The organism is Pseudomonas sp. BP11-1-1 (genome assembly GCF_052112105.1).
In the GTDB taxonomy this organism is placed as follows: domain Bacteria; phylum Pseudomonadota; class Gammaproteobacteria; order Pseudomonadales; family Pseudomonadaceae; genus Aquipseudomonas; species Aquipseudomonas alvandae.
On sequence record NZ_JAUTYU010000015.1, the window covers coordinates 1 to 18,212 of the forward strand.

Annotated in this window: 21 protein-coding genes and 1 tRNA gene; 5 read left to right on the forward strand and 17 right to left on the reverse strand. The window is 57.4% G+C overall.

Annotated elements, in window-relative coordinates; translation table 11 throughout:
* Positions 1 to 572 (reverse strand): GPO family capsid scaffolding protein (locus tag Q7C33_RS22525; protein ID WP_407684185.1); only part of this gene is annotated, 572 nt, incomplete at its 3' end.
* A gap of 161 nt (positions 573 to 733) precedes the next feature.
* Here Q7C33_RS22525 and Q7C33_RS22530 point away from each other — a divergent pair.
* From Q7C33_RS22530 to Q7C33_RS22540, 3 genes are all read left to right on the forward strand, one after another.
* Positions 734 to 2,764: a terminase large subunit domain-containing protein gene (locus Q7C33_RS22530; protein ID WP_407684186.1), complete on the forward strand. Its 2,031-nt coding sequence runs from the start codon at positions 734 to 736 to the stop codon at positions 2,762 to 2,764.
* A complete protein-coding gene (locus Q7C33_RS22535; RefSeq protein ID WP_407684222.1) occupies positions 2,691 to 3,530 on the forward strand; it encodes a phage portal protein in 840 nt (279 codons plus the stop codon). Before Q7C33_RS22530 ends, Q7C33_RS22535 begins: the two co-directional genes overlap by 74 nt.
* Before the next feature lie 100 nt (positions 3,531 to 3,630).
* Positions 3,631 to 3,888: an ogr/Delta-like zinc finger family protein gene (locus Q7C33_RS22540; protein ID WP_407684187.1), complete on the forward strand. Its 258-nt coding sequence runs from the start codon at positions 3,631 to 3,633 to the stop codon at positions 3,886 to 3,888.
* Positions 3,889 to 4,502: 614 nt separating this feature from the next.
* Here Q7C33_RS22540 and Q7C33_RS22545 read toward each other — a convergent pair.
* The 8 genes from Q7C33_RS22545 to Q7C33_RS22580 all read right to left on the reverse strand — a co-directional run bounded on the left by Q7C33_RS22545 (position 4,503) and on the right by Q7C33_RS22580 (position 9,935).
* The gene (locus Q7C33_RS22545; protein WP_407684188.1) at positions 4,503 to 4,736 is read right to left on the reverse strand and encodes a hypothetical protein; all 234 of its coding nucleotides are present in this window, start codon (positions 4,734 to 4,736) and stop codon (positions 4,503 to 4,505) included.
* A 39-nt stretch (positions 4,737 to 4,775) separates the two neighbouring features.
* Entirely contained in the window at positions 4,776 to 5,132 is a 357-nt protein-coding gene (locus tag Q7C33_RS22550) for a hypothetical protein (RefSeq protein ID WP_407684189.1), read from the reverse strand.
* Entirely contained in the window at positions 5,122 to 5,415 is a 294-nt protein-coding gene (locus Q7C33_RS22555; RefSeq protein WP_407684190.1) for a hypothetical protein, read from the reverse strand. The genes Q7C33_RS22550 and Q7C33_RS22555 overlap by 11 nt, the downstream gene beginning before the upstream one ends.
* A gap of 61 nt (positions 5,416 to 5,476) precedes the next feature.
* On the reverse strand, positions 5,477 to 5,728 hold the full coding sequence (locus Q7C33_RS22560) for a hypothetical protein (RefSeq protein WP_407684191.1): 252 nt from the start codon (positions 5,726 to 5,728) through the stop codon (positions 5,477 to 5,479).
* Positions 5,725 to 6,078 carry a DUF7673 family protein gene (locus tag Q7C33_RS22565; protein ID WP_407684192.1) on the reverse strand — a complete coding sequence of 118 codons (354 nt, stop codon included), beginning with the start codon at positions 6,076 to 6,078 and terminating at the stop codon, positions 5,725 to 5,727. Before Q7C33_RS22565 ends, Q7C33_RS22560 begins: the two co-directional genes overlap by 4 nt.
* A 24-nt stretch (positions 6,079 to 6,102) precedes the next feature.
* Positions 6,103 to 6,588, reverse strand: a complete 486-nt coding sequence (locus tag Q7C33_RS22570) for a hypothetical protein (RefSeq protein WP_407684193.1) — start codon at positions 6,586 to 6,588, stop codon at positions 6,103 to 6,105.
* A gap of 438 nt (positions 6,589 to 7,026) precedes the next feature.
* Positions 7,027 to 9,699, reverse strand: coding sequence for a toprim domain-containing protein (locus Q7C33_RS22575; RefSeq protein ID WP_407684194.1), 2,673 nt, complete (start codon positions 9,697 to 9,699; stop codon positions 7,027 to 7,029).
* Positions 9,699 to 9,935, reverse strand: coding sequence for a hypothetical protein (locus Q7C33_RS22580; RefSeq protein ID WP_407684195.1), 237 nt, complete (start codon positions 9,933 to 9,935; stop codon positions 9,699 to 9,701). The genes Q7C33_RS22575 and Q7C33_RS22580 overlap by 1 nt, the downstream gene beginning before the upstream one ends.
* A gap of 749 nt (positions 9,936 to 10,684) precedes the next feature.
* On the opposite strand from Q7C33_RS22580, the gene Q7C33_RS22585 reads away from it, so the two are divergent.
* Entirely contained in the window at positions 10,685 to 11,746 is a 1,062-nt protein-coding gene (locus Q7C33_RS22585; protein WP_407684196.1) for a phage integrase, read from the forward strand.
* Between the two features lie 119 nt (positions 11,747 to 11,865).
* Here Q7C33_RS22585 and Q7C33_RS22590 read toward each other — a convergent pair.
* The 8 genes from Q7C33_RS22590 to vapB form a co-directional block, all read right to left on the reverse strand.
* Positions 11,866 to 11,941: transfer RNA gene (locus Q7C33_RS22590), tRNA-Thr, on the reverse strand.
* Between the two features lie 421 nt (positions 11,942 to 12,362).
* Positions 12,363 to 13,592, reverse strand: a complete 1,230-nt coding sequence (locus tag Q7C33_RS22595) for a methyltransferase (protein ID WP_407684197.1) — start codon at positions 13,590 to 13,592, stop codon at positions 12,363 to 12,365.
* Positions 13,573 to 14,262 (reverse strand): ABC transporter permease, encoded by a 690-nt coding sequence (locus Q7C33_RS22600; RefSeq protein ID WP_249876532.1) that lies wholly within the window; start codon positions 14,260 to 14,262, stop codon positions 13,573 to 13,575. The genes Q7C33_RS22595 and Q7C33_RS22600 overlap by 20 nt, the downstream gene beginning before the upstream one ends.
* A complete protein-coding gene (locus Q7C33_RS22605) occupies positions 14,259 to 14,954 on the reverse strand; it encodes an ABC transporter permease (RefSeq protein WP_198797081.1) in 696 nt (231 codons plus the stop codon). Before Q7C33_RS22605 ends, Q7C33_RS22600 begins: the two co-directional genes overlap by 4 nt.
* 79 nt (positions 14,955 to 15,033) lie before the next feature.
* Entirely contained in the window at positions 15,034 to 15,789 is a 756-nt protein-coding gene (locus tag Q7C33_RS22610) for an ABC transporter substrate-binding protein (RefSeq protein WP_030141496.1), read from the reverse strand.
* A 13-nt stretch (positions 15,790 to 15,802) separates the two neighbouring features.
* Complete coding sequence (locus tag Q7C33_RS22615; protein ID WP_030141495.1) at positions 15,803 to 16,576, reverse strand: ABC transporter ATP-binding protein; 774 nt, start codon at positions 16,574 to 16,576, stop codon at positions 15,803 to 15,805.
* Between the two features lie 360 nt (positions 16,577 to 16,936).
* Positions 16,937 to 17,353, reverse strand: coding sequence for a type II toxin-antitoxin system tRNA(fMet)-specific endonuclease VapC (gene vapC, locus Q7C33_RS22620; protein ID WP_249876528.1), 417 nt, complete (start codon positions 17,351 to 17,353; stop codon positions 16,937 to 16,939).
* Positions 17,353 to 17,583, reverse strand: coding sequence for a type II toxin-antitoxin system VapB family antitoxin (gene vapB, locus Q7C33_RS22625; protein WP_217861042.1), 231 nt, complete (start codon positions 17,581 to 17,583; stop codon positions 17,353 to 17,355). Before vapB ends, vapC begins: the two co-directional genes overlap by 1 nt.
* Before the next feature lie 175 nt (positions 17,584 to 17,758).
* Between vapB and Q7C33_RS22630 the strand changes: the two genes are divergently transcribed.
* Positions 17,759 to 18,208: a carboxypeptidase regulatory-like domain-containing protein gene (locus Q7C33_RS22630; protein ID WP_407684198.1), complete on the forward strand. Its 450-nt coding sequence runs from the start codon at positions 17,759 to 17,761 to the stop codon at positions 18,206 to 18,208.
* Positions 18,209 to 18,212: the final 4 nt, after the last annotated feature.

The window sequence follows — 18,212 nt, forward strand, 5'->3', positions numbered from 1 at the left end:
GTTTGCAGTGCCAGAGGGGGCGTCTCGTGCTGGGGTGGGGGCGGGGCGTCTTGGCCGCTCAGTTGGTGATAGAGGCGGGTAAAAAAATTGAGAGCCGATTCCTCGCTGACCTCGGAGGACGATAGGTCGCCCAGTGGCTCGGTCGAGGCGAAGCATTGTTCCGTGCCGGCGCGTCGGGAAAAGTGCAGTGATGCAGTGCCCAGACTGGCGGGTTCATCCGTGACGGCCAGGCCGCGTAGATACGCTTTGCCGGTGTCGGCGAAGTTCGGCTGGATCTCGACGCTGGGGAATATTTTTTGTGCTTCTTTGTTCAGCTGTAGCAGCCGGTCGTTCGGCGCCAATTTGGCAAACAACGCGACTTTGCCGTCCGCTTGGTCCTCGGCTTTCACCTCAGTCACGGTGCCGAAGTTGCCCATGTAGCGAATGTGCTCGAACCAGATGGCGGCGGTGTAGACAGCCGGGTCGTAGGCGGCCGCCACGTCTCGCAAATCCTGGGGATCGATCTCACGACCGTCGGCGGTTTTTCCGCTGGTGGCGACGCGTTTCCAATCGGAAATGAAAGTGCGGGGCATGGGCCAATTGCTCAGGTTCGGTTGCAGTTGCCGCCACGATAGGCACCGCAAACCCTGCGAACAATCGATTCAACTGCGCGCCGTTCCTAGATCGGCGAAATAGGAGAATCGCGGATTTTATCGGCGGGTTTGGCTCTGTTTCGCTGCATAGACTGCTGTCCATGCCTTATCCAATTGAAGTCAAAGACGCGGCCAAGCGCTTGTATCTGCGCCGCTGCAAGCCGCGTGAAATTCAGGCCCAGCTCAAGCTACCGAACATCCGGATCGTTTATTACTGGATCGCCAAGGGCGGCTGGGACGAGCTGCTGACCGATGAAGAACCGCTGACCGCGGTCAGCCGGCGAATCACCTTGATCCTGGAGAAGCTCGGCACACTGGGCAAGGCCGAATTGGACGAGTTGGACCGCCTTACGACGGTGCGGGAGCGGCTGTTGAAGCAATGCCGCAAGCTGGTCGCAACGGCACCGGATGAGCGACGGGAGAGGTCGAGGAAGGAGGGCGACGGGGGAGAGTCGAAGAAGCGCAAGCCCAAGCCAGTAAAGAACGACATCTCAGCGCTGACCGAGGTCGACTTTCTAGATAAATTCGTCAGTAAGCTGTTCGCCTATCAGAAAGAGTTGTTCGAGGCGAAACAGAACCCACTGACCCGGCGTATCCGTAACATTCTGAAGTGTCGTCAGTCGGGCCTGACGTATTACTTCGCCGGCGAAGCGTTCATGGATGCCGTGCTGACCGGCGATAACCAGTGCTTCTTGTCTGCCAGCCGGGCCCAGTCGGAGCTCTTTAGGGGCTACATCACGAAGTTTGCTCGTGAGTGGTTTGGGCTGGAACTGACTGGCAACCCCATCATCCTGAGCAACGGTGCAGAGCTGCGATTCCTGAGCACCAATAGCAGCACCGCTCAAGGACCGCACGGTCATCTGTATATCGATGAATACTTCTGGATCCGTGATTTCGACAAGCTCAGTAACTTGGCTGGGGGGATCGCTACCCATAAGAAATGGCGCAAGACCTACTTTTCTACCCCGAGCGCTGTAAGCCACCAGGCCTATCCGTTTTGGACTGGCGATACCTTCAAGCGGGGGAAACACAAAACGGCGAACCAGCCGTTCCCGAGCGAGGCGGAGCTCCGCAAGGGCGCGCTGTGTCCGGATGGTCATTGGCGCAAGGTCATCACCATCCATGATGCCCTCGCAGGCGGATGCGATCTGTTCGACCTCGAACGGTTGATCCTCGAAACCTCGGACGAGGTGTTCAATCAACTGTATCTGTGCCAATTCATCGACAGCTCCCAGAGCGCATTCAATCTGGCGGATCTGGAGAAGTGTTATTCCGACCAGGCGCTGTGGAAGGACTACAACCCAGACCCTAAAGCCGAGCGCCCCTTTGGCGAAGCACCCGTGTGGATCGGCTACGACCCCAGTCGCACCCGTGACGACGCGACGTGTGTGGTGGTGGCGCCGCCGCTGGAGAAGGGCGGAAAATTCAGGATCCTGGAAAAGCACTCCTGGCGCGGCCACTCGTTCACCTTCCAGGCGGCCCAGGTCAAAAAACTGTGCGAGCGATTCAACGTGCAGCACATCGGCATCGATGTCACTGGCGTTGGCTATGGCGTGTTCGACTCGGTACGTGATTTCTTCCCACGGGCCACGCCGATCCATTACAGCCTGGAGACCAAGAACACCTTGGTGCTCAAGGCGCAGGACACCATCCAGGGCCGGCGCATCGAATGGGACGCGGGTTGGCACGACATCGCTGCCGCGTTCTTGACCATCAAGCGCGGCGCAACCAACAGCGGCCAAATCACCTACAGCGCATCACGCACCGAGGCCACCGGCCACGCCGATATCGCCTGGGCGGTCATGCATGCCCTGGCAAATGAACCCCTCAACATCAACAAGAAGCGGCGCAGCCGCTGGTCAACCCTTGAAGGCAGCCATGAACGATCCCAAACCACAGACCCCGCCAGTCGGTCAGGACCAACGCGCGCCGCACAAAGTGCAGGCGTTCAGCTTCGGCGCGGCCGAATCGGTGCTGACGGGCAACCTCGGCGAATACCTGGGCGTGTTCGCCACCAACGACGGTCAGATTTATACGCCACCCGTTTCGCGTACCGGCCTGGCGAAGCTGCTGCGCGCCAATGCACATCACGGCACAATTCCGCGCTTCAAGCGCAACCTGCTGTTGCGTGATTTCCTGCCGTCGGCGGGGTGCAGTGCGTTGACCTTGGGGCGCGCAGCGCTGGATTTCATGGTCTTTGGCGAAGCGTATTTCCAGCGCATCGAGAACATCATCGGCCAGGTCCTGGCGCTGGAGCACCTACCCGCGCTGAACATGCGACGCAAAGTGGGCGGCGGCTTCGTGATGTTGCTTCCGGACGGAAAGCAGCTGCATTTTGAGGAAGACGAGATCGAGCACGTAATGGACTACGACGTGGAACAGAACATTTACGGCGTGCCCGACTACCTGGGCGGTATGCATGCCTTGCTGCTCAACGAGTCGGCCACGCTGTTTCGCCGTCGGTATTACAACAACGGCGCCCATGCCGGTTATGTGTTCTACACAAGTGACCCGAACCTGACCGAAGAGGACGAGGAAAAACTGAAAAATGAGATCCGTTCGAGTAAGGGGGTGGGCAACTTTCGGTCGCTATTCGTCAACATCCCGAACGGCAGCGACAAGGCGATCCAGATTATTCCCGTTGGCGATATTTCGACCAAGGATGAATTCGAGCGGATCAAGAACATCACCCGCAACGATGTGATAGCCGCCTGGCGGATGAATCCGGCCCTGGCTGGGGTGATGCCGGAGAATGCGGCAGGATTCGGCGATATTGAAAAGATCGATCGCGTCTACACCAACAACGAAATCAGACCCATCAGTCAACTGTTCCTGCAGGTGAACAACAGCTTGCGTAAGGATCGGCGTATCGGGTGGAAGGAGATCTCGGCGGGTTGAGGCCTGGCTGCATCGAGTGGGCTGCTTTGTGTGATGGGCCGTAAACGTCTTGGTCCATGTAGTGTGGCAAAATAGCGTGGTCTGGGTGCGGGGTAACGGGATGCGAATTTACTGTAAGGAATGTGCTGGGAAGGCGCGAATAGCGTCCCGCGAAGAGTTGTCTCTGGAATTCGTTAAGCTCTATTGTCAATGCCTGTCGCCTCAATGCGGCCACACCTGGGTGGCCACACTGGCGTTTTCTCATACTCTCAATCCGTCTGCCCAAAGGGTTGATCGATTGATATTCGACCGACTTCGGCAACTGCCGCGAAGTGCTCAGCTGCAATTATTCGAGCAGTTAGGATGTGCAGTGAAGTAGCTTGGTGCGCAGCCTCAAAATGATTCAAAACATTTAAGCCCTATCAAGATCGATCAACTTTCCCTAAGTCGATCCTAAGTGTTGTCGTGGGCTGGGCCAATGATCCTACCCAGCGACTGCGAGCATTCATTGAGTTTTTCAGTGGTCCATCTCAAGACTGTGACGACTCCGTCGCTTTCGCTGGCGCTCAAGGGGCGGGCTGAGACGGCTACGCCTACGCAACTGAGCACACCGTCTAATTCATCAAGGACGTCTCGCGTCGTAAGCAATGAACGTGTTCGTTGTTCCATAACGTAGTTCTCCTGCGTTTCCATGTGTAGGCCGGGCGAACTTTAAGCGTGACAAAAAAACAGCGTCAAGCTATGTTTTTAATATTTCGCCATGTAGGAAATTTCTCGCGTACTTTTTGTGTTTGTGTATGCCGCCAAAGAAGAAGGTTTAACCGAAAGTGCAGAGGGGCTTGATCCCGCCGGCTTGAGCGGTTGTAGCCGTTTATGCGAAAGCCTTGGGCTGTTGTTATACCTGCCGCTAATTATTTTATTCTTTACACATTGTGTATAACACTCGGGGCGCCTTAGCACCCCGAATGATGGTTTCAAGTGTGGCGAGCGTGTTTATCCGTCCAGGTTCAACATGACCACACCATATCGGCGCCGTCCTTCCCAGTTTTCAAACGCTGCGACCACCTGGCCGGCCGGCATTGGGATCAGCACGAGTCCATTGCCGCTCTGGTGCAACAGGAACCGGGTCGCTTCCACCAGTTCAAAGTCGGTTGGTAGCCCCAGCTGCTTGCGTGCGAACAAGGATTGTTCATTCGATATCGGGATGAATTGACCGTCTATGTACATGCTATGACATCTCCGCTTGGCGTATGCGCCCGTCTGGCTTCATAGCGTCCCCCTGGCCTTATCAATGGCCGCATCAAGGTCATGGCCTTCCCCTTCGAAGTCGATACTGCAGGTGTCTGGGCCAGCCATCTGGCTGACCCACGGCTGAAAATGAAACTCCCGTAGATAGCGGTACCGTGCTGCGTTTATCCGGTTACTGCGCGTCTCGTCCTGAGGCGGTGTGATAAGCAAAGTTCCGTCGCGGTCGACCTGAAAATTGTTCATCGTGAGAGGGAAAGACTGCCCGCCGATCGAGGCACGCAATGGCAGAGTTTCAGTCCCCAGTCCCGCTTTTCGGGCAGCCGTGCAGAGGCGAATGATCAGTTGGTGGGCAGTGATGCTGTTTTCAGAACACATAATTGAGCTCTCTCTGCAGGTGTATCAAAGAGGTGGGCTTTGCCAGCAGCTCGTTGACCACTGCTGCGTCGTCTGCCGACAGGTCGCCCAGGGCCAGCGCCATATCAGCCAGGCTCTCCAGACGTAACCGGGCGTCCGGCGTTTTGTGAACCTGATAGGCGATCAATGCGGCGCCTATCACGGCCGTCGCCAGCAGCGGGCGGCCAGGCTTAACGGGCCTGCTGCCGCGCTGCGGCGGTGTGATAGCCTTGCGTCTGCTGCTGCTTGGGTGCTGTGCTTGCATGGTGTTGCTCCTCTTGTGGTAGTAGGTGTCGGGGAGGGCCAACTCCTCGACACCGTCTCTTTCACGCCTGCAACAAAGCGCAGGCGGTGAATACAGGGCGCTGTTCACAGCGCACTTCAAATAGCCCTAGATCTCGATCTTCCACGTTGTGTAGATGCACGATGGTCACAGGCGTGGGGGCGTCGTCGGGGTGCGCCCCCCAATGATCCGCCGCGGCCAGTTCGGCCAGGTCTTCCGCACGGCAGTTGTCGAAGTACCACTGAGGTAAGGAAAGCTCCCCAGGTAAGGTGTTAGCCCAGTAGTAGAACTTCATGGCCTCACCTCCCGCTGGCCCCATTGACGATGCAACTGGTGCCATACGCTGTCGGTGTTGGGGATGCGTTTGTGGACTTCCACCTCTGGTAGGAAGTCCATCGCGAGCACGCTCATGCAGTCTTCAAACACAGCCAGGTCCAGCCGGCGCAGATCGGTGAGATCGAAACGATGTTCCGGGCCGTTGTACAAACCGAGCAGAAAGCGGCCGACGACTTCTCCCTGGCCAGTAAAGCGCAAGGCGATGGGCAACAACCGGGTGAGCGCCTCGGTACCGGCGGTGACGATGGCGGGGCGCTGTTGCTCATAGGCCCAAAGTTCGGTGAGGGCGTTGCGCAGTGAATCACTCATAAAGGATCTCCTGTCTCTGTGGATTTAGGCCTGGCGCACCAGGTGCACGGTGAAGTCGGATGGGATGCCGGAGTGAATGCCCAGCGCTTTCAGCTCCTGGACGCGCCTGATCTGGAATGGGGTGCAGTCGTCGGCCAGGAAGTGGCTGGCTCCCGCCATAGCCTGATCGGAGAGCAGCCTCAGAAAATACGGCGTGGTATAGCCTTCGCCGCTGATGATCTGCGTACTGATCCCTTTATTTTTGAGGTCCTTCTGTATCGCCTCCAGCCGAGTGGTTTTCCCAGTCGATTGCTCGCCGGTGATGACGTGTACGTGCATGGTGTCGCTCCTTTCTATTGGCCTTGATGGCCTTTCTTGAGTATTCAGGCGCTCCCGCATGTCTTCGCGAAAGCGCTCGGGCTTCTTCGGGTCGTTCAGCCAGTCGACGATTTCTTGCCGTGACCAGCGGCGCCGTAGATGGCGGGCGAGACAGTCCCGCCGATGGCTTTCTTCGGTTGAAAGTTCGGGCATGGGGCGGCTCCAAAAAAGGAGTGCGACGGGGTCAGAGGGCAAGCGTCTGGAATGTCTGGAATGCTCACTGACGGGCACGCCTGAAAGCCCCGGTTTTGCTGGGTAAAATTATTGTTAGAGCATTCCAGTGGAAATGGAATGAACTGGAATGCCGCCCTGTGGATAGATAGCTGTAGGCCACGGTTATCGGGGGTTGTAGCGAAGCTGCTGAAAAAGCTCAAAAGTGGAACGTTGCTGGAATGTTCTGGAATGAAAAAAGTTCCAGTAGATTCCAGTGGCACAAGCTTTGTAGTACCCATGTAACTAACTGTATTTATTAAGTAATTATTCATATTCCATTTATTCCAGATGCTGTGTTGGATGACACAGATAATCGAGAGAACTGCCACGCCTTCCCTCTCACAGGGGTGAATTGCCATATGAATCAGATGGTTAGCTTTACCGTTTGAAGACCCAGCAGTTGAGCCCCCGGCGCTCTATCCGGGAGTAGCGCTTTCCGCTTTCGACGAAGGTGTGTGTGCGGCTTTTGGGAAAGGCCCGCCGCAGTTGGGAGCTGGGAATGACTTCTTGGCCGGCCATCTTGCAGGCCTGTATGAAGTGCTCGATGTTGATGGCGATCAGGTGCTTGTCGGCGCTGTGGTTGAGGGTTTCCTGGATTTCTTCCCGGGTGCCGTCGGCGTCTGAGATCGTGACTACCCGTTCATTGAGGTAGTGGTAGATCTGCCAGAACTGGGCGGCGATTGAGTCCTCGGCAGTGCAGCGTTGTTGCCTATCGAGCGCGCGGCTTTCCAGGTGTTTGGCCAGAAGTTCCACGTCCCTGTCGGTCCACTCCGGCAGGAGGGCCTGGGTTGCTTTTGCCGCCGCCATAACCTGGGCATGGCACAGCACGATCCGGCTGTTGTTGATACCGCCTAGGGCCTGGAAGCGCTGCTCGTAGATTGGGAAGGCTTCGAAGTAGCGCTGCAACCACGCTTGTTCCTGGCTCAGGCATGCGCCCAGGAAGCCGCACAGGGATTCAACTTCGCGGCCCTTGAGGCGATCGGCCAGGGGCTTGAGTTCGGCGGTATGGTGGTCGCGGGTGGCGTGCAGGTGGACGATACGCGTCAGAATCGCTTCCGAGCCGTCAATGCTGGTGTTCTGCGACATCATCACAGACCCGCGAAAAATCAGGCTGTCGGTGTCGTTGTTAGCACTCTTTACGCCGGTTACGCGCAGCTTGGCGTTATGGTCGAACAGTGCTTTGATTTCGTCCCAGTTGTATTGGGTACTGATCGTACGGCCGAGGCCGTCGACGCTTTCTTTGTCAGACTCCAGCAGCACGACTGGCAGATTGCTCACACCGGCCAGCGCGCGCAGCAGGCCGATAGCACTGGCACCGCTGCCACTGGGCTTGATGCCTTCTTCATCCTTGCGCCCGGCCAGACGCCAGAGAAAACGCAAGATGGTGGATTTACCGGCGTTCGCTTCACCGGTCAGCTCCATAAACGGCCAGGAACTCTGTTTGGCGCGGATCTGCTGGGCGAACAGCGAGCCGGTCCACCAGGCCAGTGCGGCCAGACCATTCAGGCTATTGACGGCGCGGAAGTCGGTGAACCAATCGGGGTTGAAGTCATTGCTGTGGTAAACCACAAAGTTGCGCGACGAGGTTTTGAGACCGTCACTGCCGATGTCAAGGAAGCCATGTTCATTGGTCATGAATTGCACGCCTTTATGAAAGCCGAACTGCGGAAAACAGTAGGTTTGGGTAATCTCGTCGTAACCGACAAAGGGCAAGGTGCGTACCGTGCGCACGTTGGTGAACCAATCGCTCTTGAGCATGGCTAGGACTTTTTCCCCACCTTCGAAGATGCCCCCCGGCGTGCGCTCGAGCAGGGCTTTGGTAAAGCCTCGAGGCTCGGAAATGGCACTGGGGCTCAGTGGTTCTTTGCAGGTCTGTCGAGTGTTGGGAAACTCAAAGCGAAAGAAGTAGCGCTGCTCACCGGTGATGGCGTCCTTCTCGATGTATTCAAAGCGAGGGACACAATTGGCGATTTGCTTGGTGTCGGTGTGTTTGGTGAATAGGGTTTTGTTGCCGTCCACTGTGTCATCACCCAGCGCCTCATTGAGTTCGCCCGTGTTCACCTTGGCGGAATACAGCCTGCTGCCGAACTCAAGCAGGTAAAACGTGCGCGGTCGGCGTAGGTAGAGCAGATAAGCTTTGTGCATGGGATTGCTGGCGGTGAACAGGCGCCCCTGGTAACAGGCGTCGTCCATGAATGCCTCGTCCAGCTGGCCATCGCGGTACACGTCATCCCAGTCTCGCTCACCCGCCAGAGCTACCCAGCCGATTTCTTTCTGTTCGCGTACCCGGCGCAGGTACTTCGGAATCACCTGGTGCCCGGCCTTATCGTCGTCCAGGGCAATGACCCAGGTGATGAACTTGCCCTTGTTGGCCCCGATCAGCTCCCAGGGGAAGTTGTTGGCTGAGATAGAGGCGACGGCCTTGAAGCCTGCCAGGTACAGCGCAATGGCGTGGAAGATGCCCTCGACGATGTAGATGCGATCGCTCTTGTTGATCTTCATGCCAGGCGGCACCCAGCCGTTAGCCAAGTAGCTCATGTCCTTTTTGATACCTGCCTTTACACCGCCGTTGGCTTTCACCGCTGAAGCATCAATAAGGCGCTCCCAGTGCCCGTTGCACAGGGGGAAACGCACGGTGTCGGCCCACTGGCCGTCCTTGAGCTTGCGCCTGCCTTGGGTGTACCAACCCTTTAACCGGCTGATGTCGAATCCGCGGTTGCGCTGCAGGTAGGCGTCGGCCGTGGCGTTGGGGTTTTCCTCTGTTTTGGGGAAGCGCTCGCTGAGGTTCTCGAACAGGTAGCTGTAGCGCTCCCGGGTTTTTTCCTCGTATTGGCATTGATTGAGGCGGTTGCACTTGAGCTGAAAGGGCTTATCCCGGGCGATGTACACCGTGCGCTCGCCGCACTTAGGGTTGGGACACTTGCCCTTCTGCAGGTACTTGGTTCCGATGTCTTCGAAGTCGAGCTGACTGTCTTGTTCCAGCGCTTCGACGACTTCTTTTAGGTAGATGTCGTCGAAGACCTTCTGGTCGAGTTTTTTGCGCGGGGCCATTAACGAGCTCCGATTTTGCTGTTGCTTTTGGTGCTACTGGTCCGTTCAAGCTGCTCTGCAGCCTCGGCGGCCAGCGCGACCATGTTGACCAGTACCGCCTCCCTGGACCCGTCAGTTTTTTCGCGGATAAGGATTCGCCCGCATTGAATATCGTTACGGATGGCGCGTTCTGACTGACCTGAGCGGCGGGCCAGTTCCCGGACGGTGGTGTACGGCGTGTCGAGGAGGATCTGCATTTGATAAGCTCCATGTCTATATATGCCGAATAAGTTGGCATATGCACACATTAAAATGTGCGAACGCACATGTCAATAGGAGCTGCGCATTGGAACTGGGTCAAAAGCTTAAGGAGGTGCGACTGACTGAGCGTTTGACTCAGTCAGAAATTTGCGAGATGGCAGGGATCAAGCTTGAAACATGGAAGGGATATGAGTACGGCCGACGAGCATCTGTAAGCTCTATTGAGTTGCTGAAAATAACCAAGCATCCGCAATTTAAACGCTACGCACTGTGGTTGGTAACCGACGAGACAGCCCCAGAGTGCGGCCAAATAAGCCCGATCGTAGGGCAGTGATTTAACGCGGCTGTGCCTGTAGAGATCGCGAAGGCACAGCCTACTGTCAAGGGGTTTTGCCGTGGATTTGGGAATCAAGCTCAAGGAGGTGCGCCTGACCGAGCGTCTGACACAGTCTGAAATCTGTGAGATGGCGGGCATTAACCTGGCGACGTGGAAGGGGTACGAATACGGACGTAGCAAGACAGTGAGCTCTGCTGAGCTCTTGAAAATCACCATGCACCCCAGGTTCACGAAGTACGCGCTCTGGCTGGTGACTGACCGTACGGCGCCTGAATGCGGCCAAATTAGCCCGATCATAGGGTAGTGAATTAACGCGGCTGAGCCTGTAGAGATCGCGCAGGCACAGCCTACGGCTGATGTTGCGGCCAAACCATTTTGGAGGCAGGGCAGGTACGCCCTGTGAGAGTGATGCCAATCAAGAAATTACCTGACGGGCGCTATGAAGTGGATGCACGCCCCGACGGTAGCTGGGGTTATCGGACCCGGCGGATATTCAAAACGAAGAACGAGGCCCAGCATTATCACAGCCAGGTCATGGGAAAGGCTGCGCTGGGCGAAGTAGCCAAGCCAGCCAAGCACGATCCCCGGACTTTGCTGGACCTGGTGAATCGTTGGTATGCGATTCATGGAAAAAACCTCAAGACCGGTAAAGAGCGTCTGTCCATGCTGACCGCAATGGTTAACCGGATGGGGAACCCCAAGGCGTCCAAGTTCACCTCCGCGCACTTTGCCCAGTACCGCTCAGAACGTGCTGAAGGAAAGCATGCCAGGACTACGCGCGGCTCGGGATTCGGTAAAACCGACGAGGTCCCAAAACCCGTCAGTGCCAATACCCTCAACCATGAATTGGTTTACCTGACGGCGGTTTTTAACGAGCTGCAAAGACTGGGGGAATGGGAGGGCGATAATCCCCTGGGTAAGGTTCGCAAACTCAAGTTCGACGAAACTGAGATGGTCTACCTTCTGACCGAGCAAATCGAAGCGCTGCTGGCCGATCTCGCGGAGCGTGAATCGCACGCAGGCCTGATTGCTGAGGTGTGCCTGGCTACGGGGGCGAGGTGGGGAGAGGCTGAGAAACTTTTGCCCCGGCAGGTGAGACAAGGGCTCATTCATTACAACAAGACCAAGTCTGGCAAAAACCGATCGGTTCCTATCTCGAAGCGGTTAGAGGATCGACTTAAAGCGGCGTTGCCGTTTACGCCTGCCTACAATACTTTTCGACGTGGAGTAGAGGCCATCGGTTTGGAATTGCCGGACGGGCAAATGACCCACGTCCTGCGGCATACCTTCGCCACGCATTACATGATCAACGGCGGTGACATCCTGACATTGCAGCGGGTGCTTGGTCATTCCAGCTTGGCCATGACTCAGAGGTACGCGCATTTCAGCCCTGGACACATGGCTGAGGTCATTTCGTTGAACCCGCTGGCTGGGATCTTTGAAAAGAAAGAGGAAGTGGTGGAGAAGTGACAGGTCCAAAAATGGAATTGGACGAATCTTGGACGGACGCCGGTTATTTGAAGTTTTAGCCGGGGGAGTTTTCAGAACCCCAGAAACCACAAAGCCCCGCACTGCGGGGCTTTGAGATATGGTGCCGGCACCAGGAGTCGAACCCGGGACCTACTGATTACAAGTCAGTTGCTCTACCAACTGAGCTATACCGGCGTGTGGGCGACGATTATAGCGATTGGGAAGTTTCTGTAAACCCCTGAATTCTGACTATTTTTAGACGAGCTGCAGTTCTGGTGGATGTGGCGCCGCTGGGCGGGGCGCGAGGGGCTTGGTAGCGTGCGGTTGCCTGACTTGAATCGAGGCAAGCCAAAGCACTTGATGCCCGCGCGCAAAAGGCGCCAGACCCAACCTTTATGCTGGTTTGCTCAGCCGCTTATGCACAATCGAAAGGACGCTGCGAGGGTTATCTTTCTGTTTTGTGACCGCTTTCCCGTTTGCTTGCAAGCTGCTGTTTTCATGGTTTTTTATCCATGTGAACAAAAAATGACCAGCTAAGATTCGATCCAGAAATTGCGGTTTTCTTGGATCCAGGTTTAATTCATCAACAGAGTTATCCACAGGCTGTTTCGCCTCATTAACGCTCTGCCAGCAACAGCAGATTGCGCGGTGTCAGAGGTGTTTCGCAGAAGGTGCCAAGGCGGACGTCGTAGTCGTTCTGATTGAGGAGAAGCGCCCGGTCCAATACCAGCCAAAGCTCCAGCGGCCGACGGAAAAGACCTCGCACCAATTCCAGGTTACGCACCTCGGCCAAACGCTGATGGCCGGCTGCTTCCAGAGCGGTCCAATCAGGCGTGCCGACTGTGGATAAGTCTTTCAGGGCCGCCAGGTCGGTGCAGTATTGGGCGAAGGATTTTTCCAGCCAGGCGCTGGGCAAGGAGGGGGTGGGCAGGTAGTCGTCGTGCCCTCTGATTTGTCGTTGCAGCAGGTCGAAGCCCAGGCGCCAGGCCATGGATTGGTCCCGCTGTTTTCTTACACGGGCGCCAGCGGTGACGGTTTCGGTCAGCGGTAGGCTGAGATCATCGAGCGACAGGTGTAGGGCAGAGCCTTTGGCGGCGTCGGACAGAGGCTGATATTCCGAGGTGCTGATGCGGTTGTAGCAGCACGGAGCGATAGCCAGTTGTGCACAGCCCGCACGACTAGCCAGGTGCATCAAGCGTACATGCAGGTCGCCGCAAGCATGCAGGGCGACAGGTGTGTGTTCGCAGTGGAGCGCCTGGTCTGCGTCCGCCGCCAACACGTCCTGTTGCAAGTGTGTGGCGGGCAGGTGGTGGCGTTGGCTCAGTTGCTGGCCGCTGGCGACCAAGGCTGGGTCGTATTCCAGGCAGGTCAGTTGCTGCTCGCCGCGCAGTAGACGTCGACCGAGGTGGCCTTTGCCGGCGCACCAATCGAGCCAATGGGTCGGTTGGGTGGTGAAGTGCAGGCAGCTGGCGAAGGCTTCGATCTGCTGCCATTTGCGCCCGGGTACATCGACATTGAGGCGATGGCTTGGCGCTTCCAATACACGGGCTGGTAATTGTGCGACCGCGCTCAGTGTGCGGGAGATAGCGGCCAACTCCGGGAATGGCGCTGGCGCGCCCTCAATCAACCCCGGCTGATGATGGTCGTTTTCCGCAGCTTCCAGCGAACGCTGGCGTAGCCATCGGGACAATTGCGGGTGGGACGTTTCCCAAGGCAATTGCAGATGGGTGAACGGACGCGGTTTCCACAATGCCTGATGAGCGGTGAGAAAAACGTCTAGCGCGGTGAAGCGGGCGAGCAATGCCTCGCCCGTCAGCACGTCACCTTCAGCGTCCTTGGCAGGCATCGACGCGCAACCAGCGTTCCAGCTGCTTGAAGCCTTGCACCAATACGAAGGACATCAGCAGGTAGAACATGCCGGCCGCGAAGAAGATTTCTACCGGCAGGTAGGTCCGGGCAATGATGGTGCGGGCCATGCCGGTGAGCTCCAGCAAGGTCACCGTACTTGCCAGGGCACTGGCCTTGAGCATCAGGATCACTTCGTTGCTGTAGGCCGGGAGGCCGATGCGCGCGGCGCGGGGCAGCATGATGTAGAACAGCGCCTTGGGCCGCGACATGCCCAGGGCCCGTGCGGCTTCGATTTCGCCACGGGGGATGGCCTGGATGGCGCCGCGCAGGATCTCGGCGATATAGGCGGCGGTGTGCAGGGTCATGGTGGCCGTGGTGCACCAGAACGGATCCCGCAGGTATGGCCACAATGCGCTGCTGCGCACGGCATCGAACTGCGCCAGGCCGTAGTAAACCAGGAACAACTGCACCAACAGCGGCGTGCCACGGAAAAAGAATATGTAGGCGTAGGGCAATGCCCGCACGTACCACAGGCGCGATGAACGGGCGATGCCCAATGGGATCGCCAGCAGCAAGCCAGCGATCACGGCGATGGCCACCAGCTCCAGGGTCAGCGTGGCGCCCTGGGCCAGTTTCGGCAGCCATTTGATGATGACTTCCCAGTTCATTGGTTGCTCCTGGCAAAGCCGCGGGCGGCGCGTTGTTCCAGCAGGTGCATGCCGATCATGGCGATTACCGTCAGGCCCAGGTACATAAGCGCGGCGACCATATAAAAAGTGAACGGTTGCTTGGAAATGGTCACGCCGATTTGCGCGTGACGCATGATTTCTTCCAGGCCGATCACCGAGACCAGCGCGGTGTCCTTCATGAGGATCATGAACAGGTTGCCCAGGCCGGGCAGGGCGATGCGCCACATCTGCGGCAGGATCAACCGGGTAAAGATCCGCCATTTCGACAGGCCCAACGCCACGCCGGCTTCACGGTGCCCCTTGGGTATCGCCAGGATCGCACCGCGAAACACCTCAGTCGCGTAGGCGCCAAAGCACAGGCCGAGGGCGATGACGCCGGCGGCGAAGGCGCTGAGGGCAAGGTCGGGGTTGCCGAAATATTCACCCAGGGCACGCATCAGGTTGACGGTGCCGAAGTAGATCAGCAGCACCCAGAGCAATTCCGGAATGCCGCGAACCAGCGTCGAATAGGTGCCGCCGAGCCATTGCAGCGGCTTGTACGGGGAAGTCTTGGCCAAGGCGCCGAGCAGGCCGAGCACGAGCCCCAGGCAAAGGGCCGACAGGGCCAACTTGACCGTCATCAGCGCGCCGGCGGCAAGCGCCGGGCCGAATCCGTAAAGGTCGATCATCATGGGTATTTGTTCATATCGCGGCAGGCTTGGCTAAGGACCGGCGCCGCGCAGGAGCGGGCACCGGCCAGGCACGTCAGTATCAATAGATGCTGAACGGGAAGTACTTGTCGTTGATCTTTTTATAGGTGCCGTCGGCAACGATTTCCTTGAGCGCTGCGTTCAGCTTGTTGCGCAGTTCGTTGTCACCCTTGCGCACGGCGATGGCGATCTTGTCGCCCTCCACCACCGGGTCACCCTTGAACTCGTAGGCACGACCCGCGTCGGTTTTCAGCCAGTCGTAGTTCACGTATTTGTCCGCCAGGATGGCGTCGAGGCGGCCGGACGTCAGGTCCAGGTAGGCGTTTTCCTGGGTGTCATAGAGCTTGACGGTGATATCGCTGCCCAGCTCATCTTCCAGCCAGGTGCCGGCGAGGGTCGAGCGCTGTGCACCGATGATCTTGCCTTTGAGGGACTCTTTATCGGTTTTGAATTCGACGTTTTTCGGCGCGATGAATTGCAGCTTGTTGGAGTAGTACGGGTCGGTGAAGTCCACGGCTTGCTTGCGTTCATCGTTGACCGACAGCGAAGAAATCAGGAAATCGAATTTCTTGGCCATCAAGGCCGGAATGATGCCGTCCCAGTCGGACGTCACCACTTCGCACTCGACTTTCATCTTGGCGCACAGCGCGTCACCGATGTCTTTGTCGAAGCCCACGACCTGGCCGCTGGCGTCCTTGTTGTTGAACGGCGGGTAGGCCGCTTCGATGCCCATTTTCAGTTTGTCGGCCGCCATGGCGCTGGCCGAGAAGACCAGGCTGGCGGCAGCAGCCAATAAAAATTTCCTGTAGGTCTGCATAGGTACGGCTCCGTTAGCGGTTGCTGGACATGAATTGTTTGCAGCGCGCCGAAAGCGGGTTCTCGAACACCTGCTGTGGCGATCCTTGCTCCTCGACCAGGCCCTGGTGCAGGAACACGACTTCGCTGGAAACCTGACGGGCGAAACCCATTTCGTGGGTCACCAGCAGCATCGTGCGACCCTCTTCGGCCAGGGCGCGGATCACACTAAGTACTTCCTGGACCATTTCCGGGTCAAGGGCGGAAGTGGGCTCGTCGAACAGAATCACTTTGGGCTGCATCGCCAGTGTGCGGGCGATGGCGGCGCGTTGCTGCTGGCCGCCGGACAGTTCGGCAGGGTAGGCATGGCGCTTGTCGGCGATGCCGACCTTGGCCAGCAAGGCTTCGGCGACTTCGATGGCTTCGGCCTTGCTCTGGCCAAGCACTCGGCGCGGGGCTTCGATGATGTTGTCGAGTACGCTCATGTGCGGCCAGAGATTAAAGTTTTGAAATACAAAACCAATCTCGCTGCGCATGCGATTGATCTGCTTGCCGTCGGCGGCCATCAGTTCACCGTTTTTCGCAGCCTTGAGCTTGAGCTCTTCACCTGCCACGAGAATCTGGCCCTGGTTGGGATTTTCCAATAGGTTGATGCAACGCAGGAACGTGGATTTGCCGGAGCCGGAGGAACCCAGGATCGAGATCACGTCGCCGTCGCGGGCGGTCAGCGAGACGCCTTTGAGCACCTCCAACTGTCCGTAGCGTTTATGCAGGTTGCGGATTTCAAGCGCGGGCGTGGCCTGGGCCATGTGCGGTCCTCATGATATGTGCTCCCTGGCTATTGGCAGCCTTCCTGGCGAGGCGGCCAAGCTAGCATGCGTCCGAATGACAGCCAACAGCGCTTCGGACGGTAAGCCGGTGATGTGTGGCAGGTTGTCGCATCGACACAGAAGACTGTCGCGCCATCAACAACCGAACGGCTGTTTGAACCATGCACACCGGCGAAATGCCCGGGGAGTCGCGTAAAAAAAGGCGCGATGTTGCCAGCTTTGGGCGGGGGTGGGAAGGGTTAACCGGATGAGCGTCGCCTGCAAGAACGCTATTAGGTTATCCAAGAGCGCATTGGAACATCCCATGATTTCCAAGAGTCTCGTTGGAGCTGGATCGTATCAAGGCTTTAAAGCCAAGGGAGTCCAATCCTCGACACGCAGTCCGGGCACTCTTTCAAACTCTTTCAGATTATTGGTGACTACGATCAGCCCGAGGGAACGGGCGTGGCCGGCAATCATTTGGTCGTAGGGGCCGATTGGTTTGCCTATTTTGGCCAATTCCGCCCGGATCATTCCGGTGTGTGCGGCGGCGTCATAACCAAAAGGTAAGACCTCAAGTCGTGCACAGAACCCTTCAATGACGCTGAGGTTTTTCTCTGGTGCGGATGATTTTTCTGCACCGTATATCAATTCCATAAGCGTGACGGCGCTGATGCAAAGCTGGCCGTGATGACGAATGAACGCTTCTCTAACGACCTGGGGCTTGTTCTTGATGGTGAAAATACAAATGTTGGTATCGAGCATGAACTTGATCATCAGAAAGACTCACGCTCCTGATCGGCAGGCTGTTCACGCTCTGCCATAAAGTCTGCTGTCGCACTGTCGCCATCGAACCAGCTGTCCCACGCTTCGCCGGCTGGAGTGATGATCCGGGCTCTGCCTATGGCGATTACATCTACCCGTTTGACGTCGCTTGGCATCGCCACTGCCTTGGGTAGCCGGACCGCTTGGCTGCGGTTGCTCATGAAAATGGTAGTTTGTTCCATTTGAAGATCCTTCAATGAATCTATTGGAAGCATAGGTGAATCAAGGGATATGTCAACGGGATATACCTGTTGCGATCCGTCCTAATCGCTAGTCCCAATCGATCTAAACGTTAACGCCTGGCTATGCTCCAAGAAGGACTCATGTGAGTTGTTTCCAGGACCTGGAGTTCTCGCCATGAAGCTCATTCAATATTTTGTAATGCCATTCATCGCCATCAGCGTCCTGCTGTTCCCCCTCGCGCTAGACGCCACCAACCTCACGCCTATCGACAACACGGGCGTCCAGGTCCAGCCCATGCAGCAGAACGGTATCACCTACCTGTCCGGCGGTATCGGCGAGGACGAAGCCCGAGCCATCGGGCAGGCCCAGGGTTACAACCTGCACATGACTTTTGCAATCGGCCCGGAGAACAAGTACGTCCCGGACGTGGACGTGACCGTGCAGAGCGCATCGGGACAGACATTGCTGACGCTCAGCGATGCAGGGCCGCTGGTGTATGTGCAACTGCCGCCGGGCAAATACAGCGTCGTGGCGACGCGTAACGGCGAAGAGCGTCGCGACACCGCCGAGGTAGGCAGCGGGGCCGCGCGCAATCTGGTGTTCCATTGGAACAGCAGCGAATAGCAGG

Bases quoted from the DNA above. Each gene is read 5' to 3' on its own strand.
- Q7C33_RS22600 (WP_249876532.1), bottom strand. From the start codon at position 14,262: ATGAACTGGGAAGTCATCATCAAATGGCTGCCGAAACTGGCCCAGGGC.
- Q7C33_RS22545 (WP_407684188.1), bottom strand. From the start codon at position 4,736: ATGTACATAGACGGTCAATTCATCCCGATATCGAATGAACAATCCTTG.
- Q7C33_RS22630 (WP_407684198.1), top strand. From the start codon at position 17,759: ATGAAGCTCATTCAATATTTTGTAATGCCATTCATCGCCATCAGCGTC.
- Q7C33_RS22615 (WP_030141495.1), bottom strand. From the start codon at position 16,576: ATGGCCCAGGCCACGCCCGCGCTTGAAATCCGCAACCTGCATAAACGC.
- Q7C33_RS22580 (WP_407684195.1), bottom strand. From the start codon at position 9,935: ATGCAGATCCTCCTCGACACGCCGTACACCACCGTCCGGGAACTGGCC.
- Q7C33_RS22550 (WP_407684189.1), bottom strand. From the start codon at position 5,132: ATGTGTTCTGAAAACAGCATCACTGCCCACCAACTGATCATTCGCCTC.
- vapB (WP_217861042.1), bottom strand. From the start codon at position 17,583: ATGGAACAAACTACCATTTTCATGAGCAACCGCAGCCAAGCGGTCCGG.
- Q7C33_RS22585 (WP_407684196.1), top strand. From the start codon at position 10,685: ATGCCAATCAAGAAATTACCTGACGGGCGCTATGAAGTGGATGCACGC.
- Q7C33_RS22565 (WP_407684192.1), bottom strand. From the start codon at position 6,078: ATGAGTGATTCACTGCGCAACGCCCTCACCGAACTTTGGGCCTATGAG.
- vapC (WP_249876528.1), bottom strand. From the start codon at position 17,353: ATGATCAAGTTCATGCTCGATACCAACATTTGTATTTTCACCATCAAG.
- Q7C33_RS22575 (WP_407684194.1), bottom strand. From the start codon at position 9,699: ATGGCCCCGCGCAAAAAACTCGACCAGAAGGTCTTCGACGACATCTAC.
- Q7C33_RS22595 (WP_407684197.1), bottom strand. From the start codon at position 13,592: ATGCCTGCCAAGGACGCTGAAGGTGACGTGCTGACGGGCGAGGCATTG.
- Q7C33_RS22605 (WP_198797081.1), bottom strand. From the start codon at position 14,954: ATGATGATCGACCTTTACGGATTCGGCCCGGCGCTTGCCGCCGGCGCG.
- Q7C33_RS22540 (WP_407684187.1), top strand. From the start codon at position 3,631: ATGCGAATTTACTGTAAGGAATGTGCTGGGAAGGCGCGAATAGCGTCC.
- Q7C33_RS22555 (WP_407684190.1), bottom strand. From the start codon at position 5,415: ATGCAAGCACAGCACCCAAGCAGCAGCAGACGCAAGGCTATCACACCG.
- Q7C33_RS22570 (WP_407684193.1), bottom strand. From the start codon at position 6,588: ATGCCCGAACTTTCAACCGAAGAAAGCCATCGGCGGGACTGTCTCGCC.
- Q7C33_RS22530 (WP_407684186.1), top strand. From the start codon at position 734: ATGCCTTATCCAATTGAAGTCAAAGACGCGGCCAAGCGCTTGTATCTG.
- Q7C33_RS22560 (WP_407684191.1), bottom strand. From the start codon at position 5,728: ATGAAGTTCTACTACTGGGCTAACACCTTACCTGGGGAGCTTTCCTTA.
- Q7C33_RS22610 (WP_030141496.1), bottom strand. From the start codon at position 15,789: ATGCAGACCTACAGGAAATTTTTATTGGCTGCTGCCGCCAGCCTGGTC.